We start from the raw sequence: 23,786 nt of genomic DNA on the forward strand, positions 1-23,786 counted from the left end.
GGTGAGACCGCTGAACAGTATAACCGCGAGAGGCCGTCGCCCTGGCAGGCCGAGTCGGAGGGGCGCCGACGGGCGACGCACCCGGCCCGTCAGACGCCGACGTGCGCCTGGAAGCGGACGATGTTGGCGAACTCGGACACGTCGAGGCTCGCCCCACCGACGAGGGCTCCGTCGACGTTGGGCTCTCGCATGAACGATGCGATGTTCGTGGACTTGACCGAGCCGCCGTAGAGGACGCGGGTGGTGGCGGCGGCGTCCGGACCGACGATCTCGACAAGGGCCGCCCGCAGGGCCGCGCAGACCTGCTCGGCCTGCTCGGCCGTGGCGGCCTGTCCGGAGCCGATGGCCCACACGGGCTCGTAGGCGACGACGATCTCGGCGGAGGCCGGCACCTGGGCGAGCGCCGCACGGAGCTGGGCGACCGGCACCGCGCTGGGGCCGTGCTGCTCGAGATCGTCGGCCGTCTCACCGACGCAGACGACGGGGACGAGGCCCGAGCGATGCGCGGCGGCGACCTTCGTCGCCACAACCTCGTCGTCCTCGGCATGGAGCGTCCGACGCTCCGAGTGCCCGACCAGGACGTAGCGCACGTCGAGCTTGGCGAGGAACTGCCCCGAGATCTCGCCCGTGTAGGCACCCGAGTCGTGAGCGGACAAGTCTTGGGCTCCGAGGGCCAACTCGAGCTTGTCGGCGTCGAGCAGGGTCTGCACGCTTCGGAGGTCGGTGAACGGCGGGAACACCGCGGTCTCGACCGCGTCGAAGTCGTGCTTGGCGTCCTTGAGGGACCATGCGAGCTTCTGGACGAACGCGATCGCCTGCAGGTGATCGAGGTTCATCTTCCAGTTGCCGGCGATGAGGGGCGTGCGTGTGGTCACCATCCGAGGACCTCCAGTCCGGGGAGTCGTTTGCCCTCGAGGAACTCGAGGCTGGCTCCACCACCGGTGGAGATGTGGCCGAACTGGTCGTCGGAGAACCCCAGGGCACGAACGGCCGCTGCCGAGTCGCCGCCGCCCACGACGCCGAGACCGGAGACGCGGGTCAACGCGTCCGCGACCTTCTGGGTGCCGTGTGCGAACGCAGGAAACTCGAAGACTCCCATCGGACCGTTCCAGAAGACCGTGGACGACGTCTGGACGGTCTCCGCGAAGCGCGCGGCCGTCTCGGGGCCGATATCCAGGCCCAGGGCCTCGGAGCCCAGAACAGAGGATTCGATTCCGTCCGAGGCGACCACCGTGTGCTCGGCGTCGGCGCTGAAGGACGAGGCGACCACCACGTCGACGGGGAGCACGAGGTTGACGCCGCGGCGCGCGGCCTCGTCGACGTACCCGCGGACCCGGTCGAGCTGGTCCTTCTCGAGCAGGCTCTTGCCGACAGGGAGTCCCTGGGCGGCGAGGAACGTGAAGAGCATCCCTCCACCGATGAGCAGGTTGTCGACCCGGGGAAGGAGGTGCTCGATGACGCCGAGTTTGTCGGAGACCTTCGAGCCGCCGAGGACGACGCTGTAGGGACGCGTGGGGTTCTCGGTCAGCTTGTCGAGGACCTCGAGTTCGCGCGAGATGAGCGTCCCGGCCGCACTCGGGAGGAGCGCGGGCAACTCGTACACACTCGCCTGCTTCCGGTGCACCACCCCGAAGCCGTCGGAGACGAAGACATCACCGAGTTCGGCCAGGCGTGCGGCGAACTCCCGACGCTCGGACTCGTCCTTCGACGTCTCGGCAGCGTTGAAGCGAAGGTTCTCGAGGACGACGATCTGGCCGTCGGTGAGGTCGGCCACCGCTGCGGCGGTCTCGTCACCCACGGTGTGCGCGGCGAAGCCGACGCTCTTCCCGAGGAGTTCGCTCAGGCGTTGGGCGACCGGTCGAAGGCTGTACTCGGGCTTCGCCTCGCCGTCGGGGCGGCCGAGGTGCGATATGACCACGACCCTGGCCCCCTGGTTGATCAGCAGGTCGAGGGTCTCGAGGGAGGCACGGATGCGGCCGTCATCGGTGATCTCGCCGTCCTTCAGAGGGACGTTGAGGTCGCATCTGACGATGACGCGTCTGCCCGACAGGGGACCGAGGGAATCGAGGGTACGCAGGCTCATGGGTTCGTTTCGGGTTCGGAGGACGGTGCCCCGGCCCGTGAGGGCCGGGGCACCGAGGTCGGACTAGAGGCGGTCGGCCACGTACTTCGTCAGGTCGACGAGACGGTTCGAGTAGCCCCACTCGTTGTCGTACCACGAGGTGATCTTGACGAGGTTGCCGATGACCTTGGTCAGGCCCGAGTCGTAGATCGACGAGTGCGGGTCGGTCGTGATGTCGGTCGACACCAGAGGGTCTTCGGAGTAGGCCAGGATGCCCTTGAGCTCACCCTCGGCGGCGGCCTTGTAGGCGGCGTTGATCTGCTCGACCGTCACCGGCGTGCTGGTCTCGAGGGTCACGTCGGTGATCGAGCCGGTGGGCACGGGCACGCGCAGGGCGTAACCGTCGAGCTTGCCGGCGAGCTCGGGGATCACGAGGCCGATGGCCTTGGCGGCACCGGTCGACGTCGGGACGATGTTGAGCGCGGCGGCACGGGCACGGCGGGGGTCCTTGTGCGGACCGTCCTGCAGGTTCTGGTCGGCCGTGTACGCGTGGACCGTCGTCATGAGACCGCGCTCGACGCCGAAGTTGTCCAGGAACACCTTCATCAGGGGGGCCAGGCTGTTCGTCGTGCAGGACGCGTTCGAGATGATGTGGTGGTTGGCGGGGTCGTAGATGCCCTCGTTCACACCCAGCACGATGGTGGCGTCGTCACCCGTGGCCGGAGCCGAGATGAGGACCTTCTTCGCGCCGGCGGTGATGTGCTTGCGTGCGTCCTCGGCCTTCGTGAAGAAACCGGTCGACTCGACGACGATGTCGACGCCCAGCTCGCCCCAGGGCAGGTTGGCGGGGTCGCGCTCGGCGAGGACCTTGATCGGCTTGCCGTCGACGACGATCGAGTCGCCGTCCAGCTCGACGGTCGCGTCGAGACGTCCCGTGATCGAGTCGAACTTGAGGAGGTGCGCGAGGGCGGCGTTGTCGGTCAGGTCGTTGACGGCGACGATCTCGATGTCGGTTCCCTTGGCGAGCGCCGCGCGGAAGTAGTTACGGCCGATGCGACCGAAGCCGTTGATGCCGATCTTGACGGTCAATGAAACTCCTGATGATCAGGCGTCGTGGGGACGCGTGGAGGGTGTGGGCGACCAGGCCCGTGGCGACGCCCGAACTCTCGATGACCTCGGGTCGGACACCGCTTACGACAGTAGCAGCAGCCCTCCGGAATTCGTCCTCCGGTGACGTCGTGAAGACCCTCCGCCGCCCCTCAGTCGAGGTCGAGGTCGTGCGGCAGGTTGGCGTCCGTACCCGGCAACCCCAGGTCGCCGGCCTTCTTGTCGGCCATGGCGAGCAGGCGACGGATCCGACCCGCGACGGCGTCCTTGGTCATCGGGGGGTCGGCGTGGTGGCCGAGTTCGTCCAAGCTGGCGTCGCGATGGGCCAGTCGCAGCTCGCCCGCGTACTTGAGGTGCTCGGGGATGTCGTCGCCGAGCAGTTCCATCGCCCGGTCGACGCGGGCGCACGCGGCCACGGCGGCCTGGGCCGACCGTCGCAGGTTGGCGTCGTCGAAGTTGACGAGTCGGTTCGCCGTCGCGCGCACCTCGCGGCGCTGGCGCATCTCTTCCCAGTCGGTGACGCTCTTCTCGGCGCCCATCACCTTGAGCATGGTGCCGATGGCCTCGCCGTCGCGGATGATCACCCGGTGCACGCCGCGGACCTCTCGGGCCTTCGCCGCGACGCCCAGTCGGCCAGCGGCCCCGACGAGCGCCATGGCGGTCTCGTTGCCGGGGCACACGACCTCGAGCGAGGCGGACCGACCGGGATCGGTCAACGAGCCCTGCGCGAGGAACGCCCCTCGCCAGATGGCGGCGAGATCGTCGCGCGAGCCGGTCGTGAGCCGGTTCGGCAGGCCACGGACGGGTCGTCGGCGGGCGTCCATGAGCCCGGTCTGACGGGCCAGCGTCTCACCGGCCTCGTGGACCCGGACGAGGAACCCGGGGGTGCGGCGTGAGCCGGAAGGAGCCGTCATCGCGACGTCGCTCCTGGCTCCGTACAGCTCGGCCAGGTCCTTCCGGACCCGCCGGGCGATGAGCGCGGAATCGAGCTCCGCCTCGACGGCGATCCGACCGGAGATGAGGTGCAGTCCCCCGGCGAAACGGAGGACGGTGGCGAGCTCAGCGGCCCGGATCGTCGTCCTGCTCACCTCGACGCGGGCGAGTTCTTCTTTGACGTCGGCAGTCTGGGCCACTCCGGTTGTTCCTTTTCGTCAGGTCGAGGTGTCGTCGGTACACGGGCGTGCTGAAGCGCCTCGGTGGGTCATTCTCGGCCGAGGTCGCGGTGTTTCACGCTGACGGCCACGCCGGGGAGTCCACGCAGACGCGCCGCCAGTTCACCCACGAGGGTGACCGATCGATGTTTGCCCCCGGTGCAGCCAATGGCGATCGTAGCGTGTCTCTTGTTCTCACGCTGATAGCCCGACAAGACGGGGACGAGCGAAGCGGCGAAGGCGTCGACGAACTCCCGGGCCCCGTCCTGCTGCATGACGTACGTCGTGACCGGCTCGTCGAGCCCGGACTGCTGCCGGAGCGCGGGCACCCAGAACGGGTTGGGGAGGAACCTCGCGTCGCCCACCATGTCGGCGTCGGTGGGCAGGCCGTACTTGAACCCGAAACTGAGGACGGTCACTTGGACCCCGGCGCGGTCGGACTCGGCGAACTTCTCGGAGATCGTCGTGGCCAGCTGATGGATGTTGAGTTCCGACGTGTCGATGATCACGTCGCTGGTCTCGCGGAGCTCTTCCATGCGCGCACGCTCGGCGAGGATGCCGTCGAGCAACGTGCCGTCACCCTGCAACGGGTGCGGCCGCCGGACCTGCTCGAAACGTCGGACCAGCGCCGCGTCGGTCGCGTCGAGGAACAGCACCCGCACCTTGCTGGGCATGCTCGCCCGCAAGGTGCGCACGGCCTCTTGGGCCTCACTGAAGAGGCGTCCCCCGCGGACGTCGACCACGGCAGCGATCTTGGGGAGCGAGTCCCCCGCACGTTCGGCCAGGTCGAGCAGCGGTCGCAACATCTGCGCCGGCAGGTTGTCGACCACGTACCAGTCGAGGTCCTCGAGGGCGTTGCCGACGGTCGACCGCCCGGCGCCGGACATCCCCGTCACGATCAGGACCTCTTGCTGTTCGCTGACGTCGCTCATGTCGGTGGTGTCCTCCGGGTCGGCGTGCGGTGCATCGAGTCTAGGCGGGGCTCGTGGGGGGCACGACGTCGTCGGCCGCCACGTCCTCGGCCCCGCGCAGCCGCTCGACGACTGCGGCGGCGAGCGTCGGGCCGATACCGCGGATGGCCGAGATGTCCGCTGCCTCGGCATCCTTCAACCGCTTGACCGAGCCGAAGTGCTTCAGGAGCACGGCCACCCGGGAGGGCCCCAACCCCGGGATCTCCGCGAGCTGCGTCGAGATGTCGCGCTTACGACGCTGTCGCTGGTGTGTGATCGCGAACCGGTGTGCTTCGTCGCGGATGCGTTGGATGAGGAACAGCGCGTCGCTGTTGCGAGGGAGGATGACCGGGAAGTCGTCGTCGGGCAGCCAGATCTCCTCGAGCCGTTTCGCGATCCCGCAGAGCGCGATGTCCGTGACGCCGGCGTCGTCGAGTGCTCGTCGGGCCGCCGCCACCTGGGGTTGTCCGCCGTCGACGATGAGGAGGTTGGGGCGGTAGGCGAACCGTTTGCGTTGCTCTCCCACCTCCTCGACGGGCGCGAGTTCGTCGTCGAGGCGAGAGAGACGGCGGCTGAGCGTCTGGTAGATCGACTCGGTGTCGTCGGTCGACCGGGGGATGTTGAAACGCCGGTACTGGTCCTTCCGCGGCAGGCCGTCCTCGAAGACCACCATCGAGGCGACGATGTTCGTGCCTGAGAGGTGGGACACGTCGTAGCACTCCATGCGCAAGGGCGCGTCGCTCATGCCGAGGGCCTCCTGGATGTCGGCCAGGGCGGTCGACCGGGTGGCGAAGTCGGCGCTGCGACGGGTCTTGTAGAGCATGAGCGACTGCTGCGCGTTGAGGGTCGCCGTCTGCATCAGGTTGGCCTTCTCGCCGCGCTGTGCCGTGTGGATCTGGACCCGTCCCCGACCGCGGAGGGTGCTGAGCACGCTCTCGAGGGCATCGTTGTCGTCCGGCGTCTCGGTCACGACGATCTCGCGGGGAAGCTCGGCGCCGGCGGTGTAGATGCCCTGCAGGACCTGCTCGACGAGGTCGCCGGTCGAGATGTCGATCTCTTTGTCGACGACCCAGCCGCGGGAGCCACGGATGCGACCGCCCCTCACCGTGAAGAGCTGGACGGCGGCCGCCAGCTCGTCCTCGGCGAGGGCGTAGAGGTCGAGATCGACGCTGTCGCGGAGGACGACCGCCGACTTGTCGAGCACGGCCTCGAGGGCCTGCACCTGGTCGCGGTACGTGGCCGCGTCCTCGAAGCGCTGCTCGACGGCGGCCGTCTTCATGGAGCGCTGCAGGTCGGCGATCACCCTCTTGTCGTAGCTGCCCATGAACTTGACGAACTCGTCGACGATCGCCCGGTGTTCGTCGATCGACACCTTGTGCGAACACGGCCCCCCACAACGACCGATCTGCCCCGGGAAGCAGGGCTTGCCCGTCTGCATGGCCTTCTTGTAGCTGCTGTCGGAACAGGTCCTGATCGGGAAGACCTTGATCATCAGGTCGATGGTGTCGTGGACGGCCCAGATCTTCGGGTACGGCCCGAAGTACTTGGCCCCCTTGATGCGCGGGTTGCGCGTGACCATCACCCGAGGTGCCTCGTCGGCCAGGGTGACGGCCATGAACGGATAGGTCTTGTCGTCGCGGAACTTGACGTTGAAGGGCGGGTCGAACTCTTTGATCCACGTGTACTCGAGCTGGAGGGCCTCGATGTCGCTGCCCACCACGGTCCATTCGACGGATCGAGCGGTGAGGACCATTCGTCGGGTGCGTTCGTGCAGCGACGGAAGCGGTGCGAAGTAGTTGCTCAGCCGGGCCCGGAGGTTCTTGGCCTTGCCGACGTAGAGCACCCTCCCCCGCTCGTCACGCCAGCGGTAGACGCCGGGGTCGGTGGGGATCTCGCCCGCTTTCGGACGCCAGGAGACGGTGTTGCTCATCGTGCTTCGACGGCCTCCCGGCGTCGCGTCGACGTGGCCTTCTTCTTCTGCACCCGGGGCACGGTGTGACCCGACTCGAGGATCTCCTTCAGGAAGACGCCCGTGTGGCTCTCGGGCACGGTCGCGAGGTGCTCGGGGGTTCCGGTGGCGATGACGGTGCCGCCACCCGCGCCTCCTTCAGGGCCCATGTCGATCAGCCAGTCGGCGGACTTGATGACGTCGAGGTTGTGCTCGATCGTGATGACGGTGTTGCCCTTCTCGACCAGACCGTTCAGCACGAGGAGGAGCTTGCGGACGTCCTCGAAGTGCAGGCCGGTCGTCGGTTCGTCGAGCACGTAGACGCTGCGCCCGTTGGAGCGCTTCTGCAGCTCGGTCGCGAGCTTCACGCGCTGGGCTTCGCCCCCGCTCAGCGTGGTGGCGCTCTGGCCGAGTCGCACGTAGCCCAGGCCGACGTCGACCAGCGTCGACATGAACCGGGAGATCGCCGAGATGGGGGCGAAGAACTCGGCGGCCTCGCTGATAGGCATCTCGAGGACCTCGGAGATGTTCTTGCCCTTGTACCGCACCGCCAGGGTGTCGCGGTTGTACCGCGCGCCACCGCACACCTCGCAGGCGACGTAGACGTCGGGAAGGAAGTTCATCTCGATCTTGATCGTGCCGTCACCTGCGCAGTTCTCGCAGCGGCCGCCCTTGACGTTGAAGCTGAACCGGCCCGGCAGGTAGCCGCGGGCCTTCGCGTCGGTCGTCTCGGCGAAGAGGGTGCGGATGCGATCGAAGACACCCGTGTAGGTCGCCGGGTTCGAGCGCGGGGTGCGACCGATCGGCGCCTGGTCGACGTGGACGACCTTGTCGAGGGCGTCGAGGCCCGTGACCCTCGTGTGCTTGCCGGGGATCTGACGGGCTCCGTTGAGCTGGTTGGCCAGGACCTTGTACAGGATGTCGTTGACGAGCGAGGATTTGCCCGAGCCGCTGACGCCCGTCACCGCGACGAAGGTGCCCAACGGGAAGTCGACGGTGACGTCGCGCAGGTTGTTGGCCTTGGCGCCCACGACCGAGATCATGCGCTTCTTGTCGACGGGGCGACGGCTGGTCGGGGTCTCGATGGAGCGCCGCCCGGCGAGGTAGTCGCCGGTGTACGAGTCGGTGTTGGCGACGAGGTCCTCGTAACTGCCCGAGTGAACGACCGTGCCGCCGTTGACGCCGGCACCCGGGCCGATGTCGACGACCCAGTCGGCCGTCTTGATGGTGTCTTCATCGTGTTCGACGACGATCAACGTGTTGCCGAGGTTCTTGAGTTTGACCAGCGTGTCGATGAGTCGGCGGTTGTCACGCTGGTGGAGGCCGATGCTCGGCTCGTCGAGGACGTAGAGGACTCCGGTGAGACCCGACCCGATCTGGGTCGCGAGGCGGATGCGCTGGGCTTCTCCACCGGAGAGGGACCCCGCGGCGCGGGCCAGGGAGAGGTACGTGAGACCCACTTCGAGCAAGAACTCGAGTCGGACCCGGATCTCACGCAGCACCTGGGCCGCGATGCGCGCCTCGCGGGTCGTGAGGGTGAGGCTGTTCATGAACCCGAACGCGTCGGCGAGGCTGAGTTCGGACACGCTCGCGATGTCGTGCCCGTCGACCAGGACGGCGAGGACCTCGGGCTTGAGCCGCTTGCCCTTGCAGACGACGCACGGGATCTCGCGGAGGTAGGACGCGTAGCGCTGGCGTTGCGTGTCGGTCTCGGCCTCGGCGTACTTCCGCTCTATGTAGGGCATGACGCCCTCGAAGCCCGTCGAGTAGGTCATCTCTCGGCCGAAGCGGTTTCGCCACTTCACGGTGACCTCGAAGTCGTTGCCCTGCAGGACGGCCTGTCGGACCTTCTCGGGCAGCTCGTGCCAGGGCGTCTTGAGGCTGAAGTCCAGATCGCCGGCCAAGCCCTCGAGGAGCTTCTGGAAGTAGTTGTACAGCCCCTTGCCGGATTGGGTCCAGGGGAGGATGACACCGTCGGCGAGGCTGAGCTCGGGGTCGCCGAGCAGCAGGTCGGAATCGACCGACATCTTCGTGCCGAGACCGGAGCACTCGGGGCAGGCGCCGAAGGGGGCGTTGAACGAGAACGTGCGGGGTTCGATCTCGGTGAGCTGGACCGGGTGGTTGTTCGGGCACGAGAGCTTCTCGGAGAACGTCCGGTACTTGCCGGCCGCGCCCTCGTCGGTGTCGACGAAGTCGATCGTGACCAGGCCGTCCGTCAGGCGCAGGGCGGTCTCGAGCGAGTCGGTCAGACGGGTCAGCGCCTGGTCGGAGGCGACGAGGCGATCGACCACGACCGAGATGTCGTGCTTGATCTGCTTCTTCAGCTTGGGCGGCGAACTGAGCTGGATCTGCTCACCGTCGACGATGGCCCGGGAGTACCCCGTGGACGCGAGCTCGGCGAACAGGTCGACGAACTCGCCCTTCTTCTGCGAGACCACGGGGCTCAGCACCTGGTACCGGACGCCCGACTCGAGGGTCATGAGCTGGTCGGCGATCTGCTGCACGCTCTGCTTGCTGATCTTCTCGCCGCAGACGGCGCAGTGCGGAACGCCGATGCGTGCCCAGAGGAGGCGCATGTAGTCGTAGATCTCGGTGATCGTGCCGACCGTGGACCGCGGGTTGCGGTTCGTGGACTTCTGGTCGATGGAGACGGCCGGGCTCAGGCCCTCGATGAAATCGACGTCGGGACGGTCGACCTGACCCAGGAACTGCCGCGCGTAGGCCGACAGGGACTCGACGTACCGACGTTGCCCCTCGGCGAAGATCGTGTCGAACGCCAGGGACGATTTGCCCGAGCCGGACAACCCGGTGAAGACGACCAACGAGTCACGTGGGATCTCGAGGTCGACGTTGTTCAGGTTGTGCACTCGGGCACCCCGGACGCTCAGCGTGGAGGAACCTTCTACAGGTGAGATGGACACTCTTACCATTCTGTCGATGTGGACGACACTCGTCGTCGTGGCGGGCGGGCCCGCGGGAGGTGCAGCCGGCGGCGCGGGGTCAGGGGGCCGGGGACGAGACGGTCGGTTGGACGCCCGTCAGGCCGGCGGACACCTGCCACAGACGCGATGCCACCGACTCGTCACGGCTGTGACGTTTCGCGGGCACGCGGGCCGGAGCGCCGGTCAACTGGAACCATCCGGCCGGACCCCAGTATTCCCCGCCGTGGACGTCTTCGCCCACGAGGGCGTGGACGAGAGGCTCTGCTCCGACCTCCTTGCCCTGGGAGAAGACGTGCATCATCGAGGTGAGGACGGCAGGAGGGCGGCGGGGCTCGACGACGGGCGGGCGCGGGTCGCTGAGCGAGTCCCACGAGAACCCGGGGTGGGCGACGACGCTGGAGACCGAGGATCCGGCGGCCCGGAGGCGACGGTCGAGGTCGAAGCCGAAGGTCATGACCGCGAGCTTGGAGCGTGCGTAGGCGACCGCGCCGGAGTAGCTCGAGACCATCATGGGATCGTCCAGGTCGAGTCGCACCCACCGATGGCTGATGCTTCCGAGGTGCACGACTCGAGCCCGCCCTGCCGACTCGAGGGCCGGCATGAGGTGCGAGACCAGGGCGAAGTGGCCGAGATGATTGGTGCCGAACTGGAGCTCGAACCCGTCGGTCGTCGTCTGACGCCGACGGGAGCCGACGACGCCGGCGTTGGCCAGGAGGCCGTCGACCGGTCCGCCCGCGGCGATGGCGGATGCACCCGTGCGGACCGACGCGAGGTCGGCCAGGTCGAGGGCGACCGTGTCGACGTCCGCCCCGGGCACGCGGCTGCGGAGGAGATCGGCGGCCCGCACGGCCCTCTCGGCGTCGCGGGCCGCGAGGACGACCTGGTGACCGGCCGCGACGAGCCGCTCGGCGGAGTAGTAGCCGAGCCCCGCGGTCGCACCCGTGACGACGACGCGTCGACGATCACCGGGCATGACCGGCCGCCTCCATCTGTCGCAGGTCTTTCTTCAGGTCGGCGACCTCGTCGCGGAGCCGACCGGCCAACTCGAACTTGAGCTCGGCCGAGGCCTGCAGCATCTGCTCGTTGAGGTCGGCGATGATCGCTTCGAGGCCGTTCGCGGCGCTGGCGGCCTTGCCCTCGCGGCGGAGGTTCGGCGTGGGGGCGCGCTTGCCACCCTGGCGATCCGCGAGGAGACGTGCGGTGTCGGCACCTTCTCGGGCCAGGACCTCGGTGATGTCGGCGATCTTCTTGCGGAGCGGTTGGGGGTCGATGCCTCGCTCGAGGTTGTAGGCGACCTGCTTCTCTCGACGACGATCGGTCTCTTCGAGAGCCTGCTTCATCGAGTCGGTCATCACGTCGGCGTACATGTGGACCTGACCCGAGACGTTTCGCGCCGCACGGCCGATGGTCTGGATCAGTGACGTGGACGAACGGAGGAAGCCCTCTTTGTCGGCGTCGAGGATCGCGACGAGCGACACCTCGGGGAGGTCGAGGCCCTCACGGAGCAGGTTGATGCCGACGAGCACGTCGTAGACGCCCTGCCGCAGTTCGGTGAGCAGTTCGACCCGCCGGAGCGTGTCGACGTCGGAGTGCAGGTACCGGACACGCACTCCGGCCTCGGTGAGGAAGTCGGTGAGTTCTTCGGCCATCTTCTTGGTCAGGGTGGTGACCAGGACGCGTTCGTCGACCTCGACCCGTGTGCGGATCTCTTCGAGCAGGTCGTCGATCTGGCCTGCGGACGGCTTGACCACGATCTCGGGATCGATGAGGCCGGTGGGTCGGATGATCTGCTCGACCACGCTGTCGGTGATGCCCAGCTCGTACTTGCCGGGCGTCGCCGAGAGGTAGACCTTCTGGCCGACCCGGTCGAGGAACTCCTCGAACTTGAGGGGTCTGTTGTCGAGGGCGCTGGGAAGCCGGAAGCCGTGGTCGACGAGGGTGCGTTTGCGCGAGGCGTCGCCTTCGTACATGGCGCCGATCTGGGGCACGGTGACGTGCGACTCGTCGATCACCACGAGCAGGTCGTCCGGGAAGTAGTCGAGCAAGCAGTGGGGTGCCTCGCCGGGCGACCGACCGTCGATGTGCGCGGAGTAGTTCTCGATGCCGTTGCAGAAGCCGATCTGTTCCATCATCTCGAGGTCGAAGGTCGTGCGCATGCGCAGGCGCTGGGACTCGAGGAGCTTTCCCTGCTTGTCGAGCTCGTCGAGGCGGGTGGCGAGTTCGTCCTTGATGGTGCCGATGGCGCGGTGCATGACATCTGTGCCCGCGACGTAGTGCGAACCGGGGAAGACCGAGACGGCGTCCATCGTCTTGACGACGTCGCCCGTGAGCGGATGGAGGGCGTACAGCGCCTCCACCTCGTCGCCGAACATCTCGATGCGGATGGCCAGTTCTTCGTACATCGGGATGATCTCGATCGTGTCTCCTCGCACGCGGAAGTTGCCACGGGAGAAGTCGATGTCGTTGCGCTGGTACTGCATCGAGACGAACCGCCGGATGAGCGTCTCGCGATCGATCCGCATGCCGACCTGGAGAGCGATCATGGCCTCCATGTAGCCCTCGGGGGTACCGAGACCGTAGATGCAGGAGACCGTCGAGACGACGATGACGTCGCGTCGGCTCAGCAGCGAGTTCGTCGTCGAGTGCCGCAACCGCTCGACCTCGGCGTTCACCGAGCTGTCCTTCTCGATGAAGGTGTCGGTCTGCGGGACGTAGGCCTCGGGCTGGTAGTAGTCGTAGTACGAGACGAAGTACTCGACGGCGTTGTTCGGGAAGAGCGACCGGAACTCGTTCGCCAACTGGGCCGCGAGCGTCTTGTTGTGGGCGAGCACGAGCGTGGGCCGTTGTACCTGCTCGACGAGCCAGGCGGTGGTCGCCGACTTGCCCGTTCCGGTGGCGCCGAGCAGGACGACGTCGGTCTCGCCGGCGTTGATGCGCCCCGCCAGTTCGGTGATGGCGGCCGGCTGGTCGCCACTGGGTTCGAATTCGCTGATGACTTCGAACGGGCGCACACTGCGGGTCGGTTCCATGGATTCCAGCTTAGGAGGGACCACCGACACTCGTGTCGTGGGAGGCCGCCTGCTTCGCCGCTGACAGCGAACGCAGGCGGTCGTAGAGGTCGTCCGCCTGTTCCAGCGTGCTCTCGAGCGAACCGGAGGAGTCGACGACGAGGTCCGCCACGGCGAGCCGCGTCCGGTCGTCCGCCTGCGCGTCCACGCGACGCCGCGCCTCCTCGTCGTCCATCCCGCGGAGCTCGACGAGCCGCCTCAGGCGGACCTCGCGCGGGGCGTGCACGACGACGACCACGTCGAAGCCGTCGGTCCCCCGCGATTCGACGAGCAACGGCACGTCGTAGACGACGACGCGACCCGCGTCGTCCGCGACGGCGTCGGACATGCGCCGGACCGAGAGCTCGTGCACGGCCGGGTGGGTGATCCCCTCGAGGTCGCGGCGTGCAGCGGCATCGGCGAAGACGATCGCCCCCAGGGCGGCTCGGTCGAGGGAACCGTCGGGCTGGAGGACGTCGGACCCGAAGCGGGCGACGACCGCCTCGAGTCCGGCGGATCCGGGCTCGACCACCTCGCGGGCGAGGGCGTCGGCGTCGATGTGCGCCGCGCCCCGTTCGGCGAGTCGACGGGCCACGACCGATTTGCCGGCAGCGATGCCACCGGTCAATCCACAGACGAACACGACGTCGAGACTACGCCGGAAACGCCGGAAGGCGGCTCCCCCGAGGGGGAACCGCCTTCTGGTCGAGACCGGAGGGACTCAGTTGTTGTTCGACAGCTTCTCGCGCAGAGCGGCGAGCGACTCGTCGTCGGCGAGGGTGCCGGCGCCCGAAGCGGACTCGGCCGAGAACGACGAACCCGTGGGAGCGTCGAACGTCGTCTCTTCGACGAGCGAGGCAGCGACCTGCTTCTTGTGGGCTTCCCAGCGCGCCTGGGCGGCAGCGTAGTCCTGCTCCCACTTCTCGCGCTGCGAGTCGAAGCCCTCGCGCCACTCGTTCGTCTCGGGGTCGAAGCCCTCGGGGTACTTGTAGTTGCCCTGGTCGTCGTACTCGGTGAGCATGCCGTAGAGCGCCGGGTCGAACTCGGTGCCCTCGGGGTCGACGCCCTCGTTGGCCTGCTTGAGGCTCAGCGAGATGCGACGGCGGTCGAGGTCGATGTCGATGACCTTGACGAACACCTCGTCGCCGACGGCGACGACCTGCTCGGCCAGCTCGACGTGCTTCGCCGACAGTTCGGAGATGTGCACGAGACCCTCGATGCCGTCGGCCACGCGGACGAACGCACCGAAGGGGACGAGCTTGGTGACCTTGCCCGGAGCGACCTGACCGATCGCGTGCGTGCGGGCGAACACCTGCCACGGGTCTTCCTGGGTGGCCTTGAGCGAGAGCGACACGCGCTCACGGTCGAGGTCGACCTCGAGGATCTCGACGGTGACCTCCTGGCCCACCTCGACGACCTCGCTGGCGTGCTCGATGTGCTTCCAGCTGAGCTCCGAGACGTGCACGAGGCCGTCCACGCCGCCCAGGTCGACGAACGCACCGAAGTTGACGATCGACGAGACGACGCCCTTGCGGACCTGGCCCTTGTGGAGGTTGTTGAGGAAGGTCGTGCGGCTCTCCGACTGCGTCTGCTCGAGCAGGGCACGGCGCGACAGGACCACGTTGTTGCGGTTCTTGTCGAGCTCGAGGATCTTGGCCTCGATCTCCTGGCCCAGGTAGGGCGTGAGGTCGCGGACACGGCGCAGTTCGATGAGCGATGCGGGGAGGAAGCCACGGAGGCCGATGTCGACGATGAGGCCACCCTTGACGACCTCGATGACCGTACCGGTGACGACGCCGTCGGCGTCCTTGATCTTCTCCACGTCGCCCCAGGCACGCTCGTACTGAGCGCGCTTCTTGGACAGGATCAGACGGCCTTCTTTGTCTTCCTTCTGGAGGACGAGGGCCTCGACCGTGTCGCCGACCTCGACGACCTCGGTGGGGTCGACGTCGTGCTTGATCGAGAGTTCGCGCGAGGGGATGACGCCCTCGGTCTTGTAGCCGACGTCGAGGAGGACCTCGTCGCGGTCGATCTTCACGACGGTGCCCTCGATGAGGTCGCCGTCGTTGAAGAACTTCAGGGTCTTCTCGACCGCGGCCAGGAAGTCATCAGCGGATCCGATGTCGTTGATGGCGACCTGCTTGGGTGCCTTGGTCGTTACGGTTGTCATGTAGTTAGTGCTCCAGTACGGGCATGAATCGGGCCGTGCTCGTCCCTCGAACGGTGTCCGGGAGGGTGTGTCGAACGCGGCGTGCGGAAATGTCGACGCAGATAGCGCTCGGTCATCTTAGCGCGGCGCCGCAGGTGTGGGCAACGGCGTGTCGTGGGTCGCGGCGACTCACGCGAGCAGTGCCCGCCGGAGCGTGTCGAGCCCGACCCCGCCCAGCTGCAGGGCGTCCCGGTGGAAGGCCTTGACGTCGAAGGCGGCGCCGTCTCGACGCGCGCGTTCGGCGCGGAGGTCTTCCCAGATGCGCTGACCGACCTTGTACGACGGCGCCTGCCCCGGCCAGCCGAGGTACCGGTCGACCTCGAAGCGCACGAACTCGGTGTCCATGTTGACGTTGTCCGACATGAAGGCGAAGGCGTTCGTCGCGTCCCACCGCCCGCCACCGCCGGGGAACGGCTTGCCGAGGTGGACCCCGATGTCGAGCACCACACGCGCGGCACGCATGCGCTGACCGTCGAGCATGCCGAGCCGATCGCCCGGGTCGCCGAGCCAACCGAGCTCGTCCATCAGCCGTTCCGCGTACAGGGCCCAGCCCTCGGCGTGCCCCGAGGTGCCGGCCAGCTGGCGACGCCACGTGTTGAGCGTGGCCCGGTTGTGGACGGCCTGACCGAGTTGGAGGTGGTGACCGGGGACCCCCTCGTGGAAGACCGTCGTCGTCTCACGCCACGTGCCGAAACGGGTGACCCCCTCGGGCACGGACCACCACATGCGGCCGGGACGCGAGAAGTCGTCGCTGGGGCTCGTGTAGTAGATGCCACCGTCCTTGGTCGGTGCGATGCGGCACTCGAGCCGGCGGACCGGTTCGGGGATGTCGAACTGGTCCCGACCCAGCTCGGCGACCGCGCGGTCGCTGAGCTCCTGCATCCAGGCGCGGAGGGCGTCGGTGCCGTCGAGCTGGCGTGCGGGGTCGGCATCGAGCAGCTCGATGGCCCGGGAGACCGACGCCCCGGGTTCGATCTGCCGGGCGACCTCTTCTTGTTCGGCCGTCATCCGGGCGAGCTCGTCGATCCCCCACTCGTAGGTCTCGTCGAGGTCGACCGTCGCTCCGAGGAACCGTCGCGAGTGCAGGGCGTAGGCGTCGCGCCCGACGGCGTCGTCGGCGGTCGCCGCGGGGAGCAACTCGTCGAGCAGGAAGCGTCGGAGGTCGACGTAGGCCTCCGCCGCCGACGAGGCGCCCGAGGTGAGGTCCCGGCCGAGCGCCGTTCCGGGTTCGGTGCCGTCACCGAGCCGGGCGCCCCGCACGAACTCGGCGAAGAAGCCGTCGTCGGCACCGATGCGGGCACACTGCTCGGCCACCTTCTCGACCTGGCGCCGGGCGGGGGTGACTCCCCCGGCGATGCCCCCGCGCAACGTCTCGACGTACTGGTCGACGGCGGTCCGTACCCGGCCGAGTCGGGTCGCGACGTCGACCCAGTCGCCCTCGGAGGCGGTGGGCATGAGGTCGAACACGTCGCGGATGCCCTGGGCGGGTGACGCGATCACGTTGAGGTCGCGCAACTCGAGGCGCTGTTCGGCGTAGAGCAGCTCGAGTTCGAGCTCGCTCGTCAGGTCGTCCCGGGTGACCCGGTCGACGTCGTCGACGGGGGTGGTGGCCCGCAGTTCGGCCAGCGTGGCCCGGACGGCCTCGACGCGTCGGGCATGACCGTCGGGCGAGTAGTCGCCGTACTCGCCCGTCCGGCCCTCACGGCCGATCCAGGTCGCGGTCGTGGGGTCGAGCTCGCAGAGGGTGTCCACCCAGCGTTCGGCGACCCCGTCGACGGGGGTGGGCGTGCGAGGGGTCGGCGTCATCGCGGCATCGGTCATGCCGACGAGCCTAGTGACGCAGGAGGCGCGGTGCAGGGGGCCCCGCACCGCGCCTCCTCGGCTCCCACGACGAACGGGACGCCCGCCGACTCTCGTCGGCGGGCGTCCCGTTCTGGTGTCGGTGCCTACTCTTTGTCGAGGTCGGTCGCCAGGAGCGCGACGAGTTCGTCGAGGGCGGCCTCGGCGTTGTCGCCCTCGGTCGCGACGACGACCTCTTCACCGTGGCCGATGCCCAGCGAGAGCACGCCGAGGATGCTGGCGGCGTTGACGCTCTTGCCGGCCGCGGAGGTCAGCGTGACCTTGGCGCCGGTCTTGCCGGCGGCCTGGCTGAACAACGAGGCGGGGCGGGCGTGCAGCCCGACGCTCGAGGCGATGGTGACGGAACGTTCTGGCATGTCTTCTCCTCTGGAGGGGGTGGGGATCAGTCGTCGTCGTCGGTCGACGCGAGCAACTCGTAGACCTCGGCGGTCGTGGTCGACCCGCGCAGGGCGGCGGCCTTGTCGGGGTCCATCAGGATGCTGGCGAGCTGGCTGAGGATGGCGATGTGGCCGTTGCCCTTGGCAGCGATGCCGACCGTGACCGAGACCTCGTTGCCGTCCCAGTCGACCGGGGTCGGGAACCGCAGCACGACGAGGGCGTCCTCTTTGACCGAGTCCTTGCCGGCGAGGGTGCCGTGCGGGATCGCCACACCCTCGCCGACGTAGGTGGACACCGAGTTCTCGCGCTCGAACATGGCGTCGACGTACGACTCGTCGATCGCACCCGCGTCGATCAGGGCACGACCCGTCTTGCGGATGGCCTCGTCACGCGAGGCGGCGACCTCGTCGAGTCGGATGGACGACTCCGCGAGGAGCGCCGAGAGCTCGGGTGCCTGCTGGTCGGTCATCGTCAGACCTCGACCGTCGAGCCGTCCTGGATCGCCTTGACGACCTTGGCGACGTTGGGGTCTCCCATGAACAGCTGGAACGGCACGACGGGCACGTTCGGCACGACGCCGCGGGCGCGCTCGGCGAGGTTGTTCTGGGTGACGACGACGTCGGCGTCCGACGGGATCGACGCGACGGGCGAGTGCTCGACGGTGACACCGCTCTTCTTCAGCTGCTTCTTGAGCGTGGACGCCAGCATGACGCTGCTGCCCATGCCCGCGTCGCACGCGACGATGAGTTTCTTGATGCTGGAACCGTCGAGGGTTGCCATGACCTTCTCCTTGTGTGGTGGTGGTGCTGACTGGTGGTGCGGGCGGGCTAGGCGGTGGGTGCCGCGGTGCCCTTGCTGGTGGCCTTGTTGGCCGCGGTGGCGGCCTGGGCGTCGGCGAGAGCCTGCTCCTGAGCGGCGGAGTCCTCGGCACGGGCCTCGCGGTTCTCCTTGCGACCGAAGCCCATGAGGAGGGACGAGACGACGAACGAGACGGCCGCCGAGAGCAGGATACCCAGGTAGATCGGGAGAAGGTCCCCGCGGGCGGCGACGAGCGTGTAGGCGATGATGCTGCCGGGCGAGGCAGGGCCGACGAGGCCGACGTTGAACAGGGCGAAGGTCGCGATGCCGGTCGCTCCACCGAGGACGGCGGCGACGAGCAGGATCGGCTTCATCAGCACGTACGGGAAGTAGATCTCGTGGATGCCACCGAAGAAGTGCACGATGATCGCGGCCGGGGCCGAGGGGCGGATGGCGCGCGGACCGAAGAAGAGGTACGCGAGGAGGATGCCGAGACCCGGGCCGGGGTTCGACTCGAGCATGAAGAGGATCGACTTGCCGGCCTCCTGCACCTGCGTGCCACCGAGGGGGGTGAGGATGCCCTGGTTGATGGCGTTGTTGAGGAACAGGACCTTGGCCGGCTCGATGATGATCGACGCCAGGGGCAGCAGGCCACGGTCGACGAGGAAGCCGACGGCGCCGCCGAAGACGTTCGTGATCGCGGTGGTGACCGGAGCCAGGCCGAAGAAGGCGAGCACGCCCATGGCGCCACCGATGATGCCGAGCGAGAAGTTGTTGACGAGCATCTCGAAGCCGGACTTGATGCGGCCGTCGACGAGCTTGTCGAACTGCTTGAGGACCCAGGCGGCCAGCGGGCCGACGATCATCGCGCCGAGGAACTGCGGCACGTCGGTCGCGATGATGACGCCCATGACGGCGACGGCGCCGATGACGGCACCGCGCTGACCGTGGACCATGCGACCACCCGTGTAGGCGATCAGGATCGGCAGCAGGTACTTGATGATGGGACCGACGAGGCCGGGCCACGGGGTGCCGTCGGACATCTCGCCGAAGCCGCCGAGCTGGGGCACCGGCGTCCAACCGGTCTGGATGAACAGGGCCGTGATGAGGCCCCAGGCGATGAAGGCGCCGATGTTCGGCATGATCATGCCGGCCAGGAAGCCACCGAAGCGCTGGACGCGCGCTCGGGCTCCCGTACCGGTGACGGTGGGGGTGAATTCGGACATGGTGACGACTTCTCCTTGTTTCTCTCAGCGACGAGAGGGGTGTGGGGTGATGGAGGTGGTGCGAGGTGCTGCGGTGCGTCGGGAGGGAACGAGGGGGGCCGGTCGGAGTCGCGTCATGCGATCACGACCCGGGGGCCGGCCTGTTCGACGTCGTCGGCCAGCTCGGCGTCCACGCCGGAGTCGGTGATGACGGTGTCGACGTCGGTGAGCGGCGCGACCTTGGCGAAGTCCTCGCGACCGAACTTGGTGTGGTCCGCGAGGACGACGGTGCGTCGTGACGCGGCGATGAGCGCGCGCTTGACCCGCGCCTCCGCCAGGTCGGGGGTGCTGATGCCGCGCTCCACCGAGACGCCGTTCGTCCCGATGAAGGCGACGTCGGCGAAGACGTCGGCGATCTGGGCCCGCGTCCAGTCCCCCACCGCGGAGTACGTGCGGGTGCGGATGAGGCCGCCGAGCAGGTGGAGGGTGACGTTCGGTCGGCTGATCAGGATGGTGGCGACGGCGAGCGAGTGGGTGACCACGGTCAGCTCGCGGTCGAGGGGCAGGAGTTCGGCCAGACGGATGGTCGAGGTGCCGGCGTCGACGATGATCGAGCCGCCGTCGGGCAGCTCGTCGAGGGCGGCCCGGGCGATGCGCTCCTTCTCGGACGCGGCCGTTCCCTCCCGGTCGACCACGGGAGGCTCGATGCCGAGGCGCTCGACGGCGATGGCGCCTCCGTGGACGCGGCGGAGGACGCCCCGGCGCTCGAGGGCGGTCAGGTCGCGGCGCACGGTCTCGGGCGCGACCGAGAGCTCTCGTGCGAGACCGGCCACCTCGACTCGGCCCCGGGACAGGGCCGTGTCGAGGATCTGCTGGTGACGCTCCGGTGCGTACATGGGAGACCTCGTCGTCGGACTGCACGGCCGCCTCGGGGGCTGACCGGTGGTGCGGAAGTGCGGAAGGAGTTCAACTGTTGTTGATCTGCGCTTATATAAGTCCGTTTGTGTGGCCCGGTCAAGTCTGTACCGCGTGTCGTGTCCGTTTGTGCCCGAGTGGGGGGACGATTGGCTGCCCGATGGGCAACCGATGCCCGATGAACGGGCAGCACGTGCCCGAGCGGGGCCGCTCGGGCCGGGTCGTAGGACCCCGGGGACAGCAGGCGCGCCCAGAAGGGCAGGACGGACCGTCTCGGCGACGTGCGACGTGCGACGTGCGACGTGCTACGTGCGATGTGCGATGTGCGGTGTCGCCGAGACGGATCTCGGGTCCGTGGCCGTTCGGCGCCGCGGCGCCCGGGGCTCAGTGGGCCGCTGCGTCCCAGTTCTCGCCGAGGCCGACGCTGACGTCGAGCGGCACGCGCAGGTCGGCCGCCCCGCTCATGCGCCGACGCACGATCTCGCGCACGTCGTCGACCTCGCCCGGTGCGACCTCGACGATGAGTTCGTCGTGCACCTGCAGCAGCACGCGCGACCCCATCTCTCGCTCGTCGAGTTCGGATCGGACACCGAGCATCGCGATCTTCATGATGTCGGCGGCCGAGCCCTGGATCGGGGCGTTCAGGGCGGCCCGCTCGGCGTTCTCGCGCAGGACGCGGTTCGGGGACTTGAGGTCGGCGAAGGGGCGGCGCCGACCGTAGATGGTCTCGGTGTAGCCGTCTTCGCGCGCCTGCTCGACGACGTTGCGGAGGTACTCCCGTACGGCACCGAACCGGGCGAAGTAGTCGGTCATGAGCTGGCGTGCCTCGGCGGTCTCGATGCGCAGCTGCTTCGACAGGCCGAAGGCGCTGAGCCCGTAGGCGAGGCCGTAGGACATGGCCTTGACCTTCGTGCGCATGGCCGGGCTGACGTCGGCGGGTTCGACCCCGAAGATGCGGGCACCGACGAACCGGTGCAGGTCTTCGCCCTCGTTGAACGCCTGGATCAGCCCCTCGTCGCCCGAGAGGTGCGCCATGATGCGCATCTCGATCTGCGAGTAGTCGGCCGTGAGGAGCGTCTCGTAATCGGGACCGTGCACGAACGCGGCGCGGATCTCGCGACCGACGGCGGCCTTGACCGGGATGTTCTGGAGGTTGGGGTCGACGGACGAGATGCGCCCGGTCGTCGTGCCCGTCTGGTCGTACGTCGTGTGGATGCGCGCGTCGTCGGCGATCGACTTCTCGAGGGTCTCGATGATCTGGCGCAGCTTCGTCGCGTCTCGGTGCTTCAGGAGCAGGTCGAGGAAGGGGTGCGGGTGCTTCTCCTGCAGATCGGCCAGGGAGGCGGCGTCGGTCGAGAAGCCCGTCTTGGTCGCTCGGGTCTTGGGCATCTGGAGTTGCTCGAACAGCACCTCTTGCAGCTGCTTGGGTGAGCCGAGGTTGACCTCGCGTCCGATCTCGGCGAACGCCGCCGCGGCCAGTTCGCCGGCCTGTTCACCCAGACGGAGCGAGAGCGCCTTGAGCGTGTCGCGGTCGGCGGCGACACCGGTGAGTTCCATGTCTCCGAGCACCGGCACCAGGGGCAGCTCGATCTCGGTGAGCACCCGACGGGAGCCCTCGTCGAGGGCGGCAACCAACGACTCGGACAATCGGAGGACGTACCAGGCCTCGGAGGCCACGTTGACGTCGTCGTCCGCCGACACGAGCTGGTTGGGATCGCCGACGGGCAGCGTCTCTCCGAGCTGCTCGTAGACGAGGTCGGACAGGGCGAACGAGGTGCGGCCCGGGCGCAGCAGCCAGGCGGCGATCCGCGGGTCGCCGGCGATGCCCGTCAGCGTGAGGCCGGCCCGCGACAGCGCCTTGTAGGCGCGCTTCGCGTCGTGGACCACCTTGGGCGTGGCGTCGTCGAGCCAGGCTTCGAGGGCCACGTAGTCGCCGCGACCCGCGGCCCAGGGCACGTACGCCGACTCGTCGAGGGACGAGATGCCGAGCCCGACGATGCCGTCCGCGCCGTACTCGACCGTGAGGCCGACGGGCTTCTCGGGGTCGGACGCGTGCTTCTTCAGCCAGAAGGCCAGTTCTTCGTCGATGAGGGTCCGGACGACGGGGAGGCCTTCGGGGGCCGCCGTCACCGCTGTCTCACCCGCGTTCGCGGCGGAGGGCTCGGTCGATCCCGACAGGGCCAGGACGCGCTCGAGCAGGGTGCGGAACTGCAGTTTGTCGAAGAGCTCTCGGACGGCCGCCTCGTCGATCGCCCGGCGCTCGAGGTCACCCGGCCCCACCGGGAGCTCGACGTCGGTCACCAGCCGGTTGAGCCGGCGGTTGCGGATGGCGTTCTCTTTCTGCTCGCGGAGCTTCTGCCCGACGACGCCCTTGATCTCGTCCGCACGAGCGATGATCTCGTCGAGACCCCCGTAGAGGTTGATCCACTTGACGGCGGTCTTCTCCCCCACCTTGTCGATGCCGATGAGGTTGTCGCTCGTCTCGCCGACGAGAGCGGCGACCTCGGGGTACTGGTGGGGTTCGATGCCGTATCGCTCGAAGACCTTGTCGCGGTCGTACCGGGTGAGTTCGCTCACGCCGCGGGCCGAGGGATAGAGGAGGGTGACGTCGTCGTTGACCATCTGGATGGCGTCGCGATCGCCGGAGACCACCAGGACCCGGTACCCGTCGTCACGACCGCGGCTCGCCAGGGTCGCGAGGATGTCGTCGGCCTCGAAGTCCTCTTTGGTGATCGTGGTGATGCCCATGGCGTGCAACGCCTCTTGGAGAAGCGGTATCTGGCCCACGAACTCGGGCGGGGTCTCGGACCGCGTGCCCTTGTACTCGGGGTACTCGCGGGTGCGGAAGGAGAAGCGAGAGATGTCGAAGGCGACGGCCAGGTGCGTCGGTTTCTCGGCCTTGAGCAGGCTGAGCAGCATCGAGATGAAGCCGTGGATGGCGTTGGTGTGCTGACCTTCGCGGTTCACGAAACTGTCGACCGGGAGGGCGTAGAAGGCCCGGAACGCCAGGGAATGGCCGTCGATGACCAGGAGGGTAGGCTTCGTGTCGTCCGTCACCACGTCAGCCTAGCGGGCACCCCCGACACCGTCGCCGGGCGCCCCGGTCCGATCCACCGGAGAACCATGAGCACTCCGTCCGCCGTCCCGAACGACGCCGAGAGGACCGTCTCGTCGGACGCGTCCCTGAGCGACGCCGCCGCCGAGTTGTTCCGCC

Annotated in this window: 18 protein-coding genes; all 18 read right to left on the reverse strand. The window is 68.2% G+C overall.

Going from position 1 to position 23,786, the window contains the following annotated elements:
- Positions 1-89 precede the first annotated feature (89 nt).
- A complete protein-coding gene (gene tpiA / locus HQQ78_RS01520; protein ID WP_056045237.1) occupies positions 90-878 on the reverse strand; it encodes a triose-phosphate isomerase in 789 nt (262 codons plus the stop codon).
- The gene (gene pgk / locus HQQ78_RS01525) at positions 872-2,083 is read right to left on the reverse strand and encodes a phosphoglycerate kinase (protein WP_173150855.1); all 1,212 of its coding nucleotides are present in this window, start codon (positions 2,081-2,083) and stop codon (positions 872-874) included. Before pgk ends, tpiA begins: the two co-directional genes overlap by 7 nt.
- 63 nt (positions 2,084-2,146) lie before the next feature.
- Positions 2,147-3,151: a type I glyceraldehyde-3-phosphate dehydrogenase gene (gene gap / locus HQQ78_RS01530; RefSeq protein WP_043595015.1), complete on the reverse strand. Its 1,005-nt coding sequence runs from the start codon at positions 3,149-3,151 to the stop codon at positions 2,147-2,149.
- Positions 3,152-3,321: 170 nt separating this feature from the next.
- Positions 3,322-4,302 carry a DNA-binding protein WhiA gene (whiA, locus tag HQQ78_RS01535; protein WP_159826586.1) on the reverse strand — a complete coding sequence of 327 codons (981 nt, stop codon included), beginning with the start codon at positions 4,300-4,302 and terminating at the stop codon, positions 3,322-3,324.
- Between the two features lie 68 nt (positions 4,303-4,370).
- Positions 4,371-5,252 carry an RNase adapter RapZ gene (rapZ, locus tag HQQ78_RS01540; RefSeq protein ID WP_055972789.1) on the reverse strand — a complete coding sequence of 294 codons (882 nt, stop codon included), beginning with the start codon at positions 5,250-5,252 and terminating at the stop codon, positions 4,371-4,373.
- A 40-nt stretch (positions 5,253-5,292) separates the two neighbouring features.
- On the reverse strand, positions 5,293-7,200 hold the full coding sequence (uvrC, locus tag HQQ78_RS01545; protein WP_173150856.1) for an excinuclease ABC subunit UvrC: 1,908 nt from the start codon (positions 7,198-7,200) through the stop codon (positions 5,293-5,295).
- On the reverse strand, positions 7,197-10,148 hold the full coding sequence (gene uvrA / locus HQQ78_RS01550) for an excinuclease ABC subunit UvrA (RefSeq protein ID WP_173150857.1): 2,952 nt from the start codon (positions 10,146-10,148) through the stop codon (positions 7,197-7,199). The genes uvrC and uvrA overlap by 4 nt, the downstream gene beginning before the upstream one ends.
- Before the next feature lie 70 nt (positions 10,149-10,218).
- Entirely contained in the window at positions 10,219-11,133 is a 915-nt protein-coding gene (locus tag HQQ78_RS01555) for an SDR family NAD(P)-dependent oxidoreductase (RefSeq protein WP_173150858.1), read from the reverse strand.
- Complete coding sequence (gene uvrB / locus HQQ78_RS01560; protein WP_173150859.1) at positions 11,123-13,189, reverse strand: excinuclease ABC subunit UvrB; 2,067 nt, start codon at positions 13,187-13,189, stop codon at positions 11,123-11,125. The genes HQQ78_RS01555 and uvrB overlap by 11 nt, the downstream gene beginning before the upstream one ends.
- A gap of 10 nt (positions 13,190-13,199) precedes the next feature.
- Complete coding sequence (gene coaE, locus HQQ78_RS01565; protein ID WP_056045251.1) at positions 13,200-13,850, reverse strand: dephospho-CoA kinase; 651 nt, start codon at positions 13,848-13,850, stop codon at positions 13,200-13,202.
- Between the two features lie 78 nt (positions 13,851-13,928).
- Complete coding sequence (gene rpsA, locus HQQ78_RS01570) at positions 13,929-15,377, reverse strand: 30S ribosomal protein S1 (protein WP_043592805.1); 1,449 nt, start codon at positions 15,375-15,377, stop codon at positions 13,929-13,931.
- A 168-nt stretch (positions 15,378-15,545) separates the two neighbouring features.
- Positions 15,546-17,222, reverse strand: a complete 1,677-nt coding sequence (locus tag HQQ78_RS01575; RefSeq protein ID WP_173152065.1) for a DUF885 domain-containing protein — start codon at positions 17,220-17,222, stop codon at positions 15,546-15,548.
- A gap of 140 nt (positions 17,223-17,362) precedes the next feature.
- Positions 17,363-17,632 carry an HPr family phosphocarrier protein gene (locus HQQ78_RS01580; protein WP_043592801.1) on the reverse strand — a complete coding sequence of 90 codons (270 nt, stop codon included), beginning with the start codon at positions 17,630-17,632 and terminating at the stop codon, positions 17,363-17,365.
- Between the two features lie 26 nt (positions 17,633-17,658).
- Positions 17,659-18,123, reverse strand: a complete 465-nt coding sequence (locus tag HQQ78_RS15675) for a PTS sugar transporter subunit IIA (protein ID WP_056045258.1) — start codon at positions 18,121-18,123, stop codon at positions 17,659-17,661.
- 2 nt (positions 18,124-18,125) lie between these two features.
- Positions 18,126-18,434 (reverse strand): PTS lactose transporter subunit IIB, encoded by a 309-nt coding sequence (locus HQQ78_RS15680; RefSeq protein ID WP_054146078.1) that lies wholly within the window; start codon positions 18,432-18,434, stop codon positions 18,126-18,128.
- A 47-nt stretch (positions 18,435-18,481) separates the two neighbouring features.
- Positions 18,482-19,678: a PTS mannitol transporter subunit IICB gene (locus HQQ78_RS15685; protein ID WP_173150860.1), complete on the reverse strand. Its 1,197-nt coding sequence runs from the start codon at positions 19,676-19,678 to the stop codon at positions 18,482-18,484.
- 113 nt (positions 19,679-19,791) lie between these two features.
- Positions 19,792-20,553: a DeoR/GlpR family DNA-binding transcription regulator gene (locus HQQ78_RS01600; protein WP_056045263.1), complete on the reverse strand. Its 762-nt coding sequence runs from the start codon at positions 20,551-20,553 to the stop codon at positions 19,792-19,794.
- Between the two features lie 403 nt (positions 20,554-20,956).
- Positions 20,957-23,629: a DNA polymerase I gene (polA, locus tag HQQ78_RS01605; RefSeq protein WP_173150861.1), complete on the reverse strand. Its 2,673-nt coding sequence runs from the start codon at positions 23,627-23,629 to the stop codon at positions 20,957-20,959.
- Between the last annotated feature and the right edge of the window lie 157 nt (positions 23,630-23,786).

The organism is Frigoribacterium sp. VKM Ac-2859 (genome assembly GCF_013204925.1).
Taxonomy (GTDB): domain Bacteria; phylum Actinomycetota; class Actinomycetes; order Actinomycetales; family Microbacteriaceae; genus Frigoribacterium.

Coding starts and splice junctions, on each gene's coding strand:
- tpiA (WP_056045237.1), bottom strand. CDS start 878: ATGGTGACCACACGCACGCCCCTCATCGCCGGCAACTGGAAGATGAAC.
- pgk (WP_173150855.1), bottom strand. CDS start 2,083: ATGAGCCTGCGTACCCTCGATTCCCTCGGTCCCCTGTCGGGCAGACGC.
- rapZ (WP_055972789.1), bottom strand. CDS start 5,252: ATGAGCGACGTCAGCGAACAGCAAGAGGTCCTGATCGTGACGGGGATG.
- uvrC (WP_173150856.1), bottom strand. CDS start 7,200: ATGAGCAACACCGTCTCCTGGCGTCCGAAAGCGGGCGAGATCCCCACC.
- uvrA (WP_173150857.1), bottom strand. CDS start 10,148: ATGGTAAGAGTGTCCATCTCACCTGTAGAAGGTTCCTCCACGCTGAGC.
- HQQ78_RS01555 (WP_173150858.1), bottom strand. CDS start 11,133: ATGCCCGGTGATCGTCGACGCGTCGTCGTCACGGGTGCGACCGCGGGG.
- uvrB (WP_173150859.1), bottom strand. CDS start 13,189: ATGGAACCGACCCGCAGTGTGCGCCCGTTCGAAGTCATCAGCGAATTC.
- rpsA (WP_043592805.1), bottom strand. CDS start 15,377: ATGACAACCGTAACGACCAAGGCACCCAAGCAGGTCGCCATCAACGAC.
- HQQ78_RS01575 (WP_173152065.1), bottom strand. CDS start 17,222: ATGACGCCGACCCCTCGCACGCCCACCCCCGTCGACGGGGTCGCCGAA.
- HQQ78_RS01580 (WP_043592801.1), bottom strand. CDS start 17,632: ATGCCAGAACGTTCCGTCACCATCGCCTCGAGCGTCGGGCTGCACGCC.
- HQQ78_RS15675 (WP_056045258.1), bottom strand. CDS start 18,123: ATGACCGACCAGCAGGCACCCGAGCTCTCGGCGCTCCTCGCGGAGTCG.
- HQQ78_RS15680 (WP_054146078.1), bottom strand. CDS start 18,434: ATGGCAACCCTCGACGGTTCCAGCATCAAGAAACTCATCGTCGCGTGC.
- HQQ78_RS15685 (WP_173150860.1), bottom strand. CDS start 19,678: ATGTCCGAATTCACCCCCACCGTCACCGGTACGGGAGCCCGAGCGCGC.
- HQQ78_RS01600 (WP_056045263.1), bottom strand. CDS start 20,553: ATGTACGCACCGGAGCGTCACCAGCAGATCCTCGACACGGCCCTGTCC.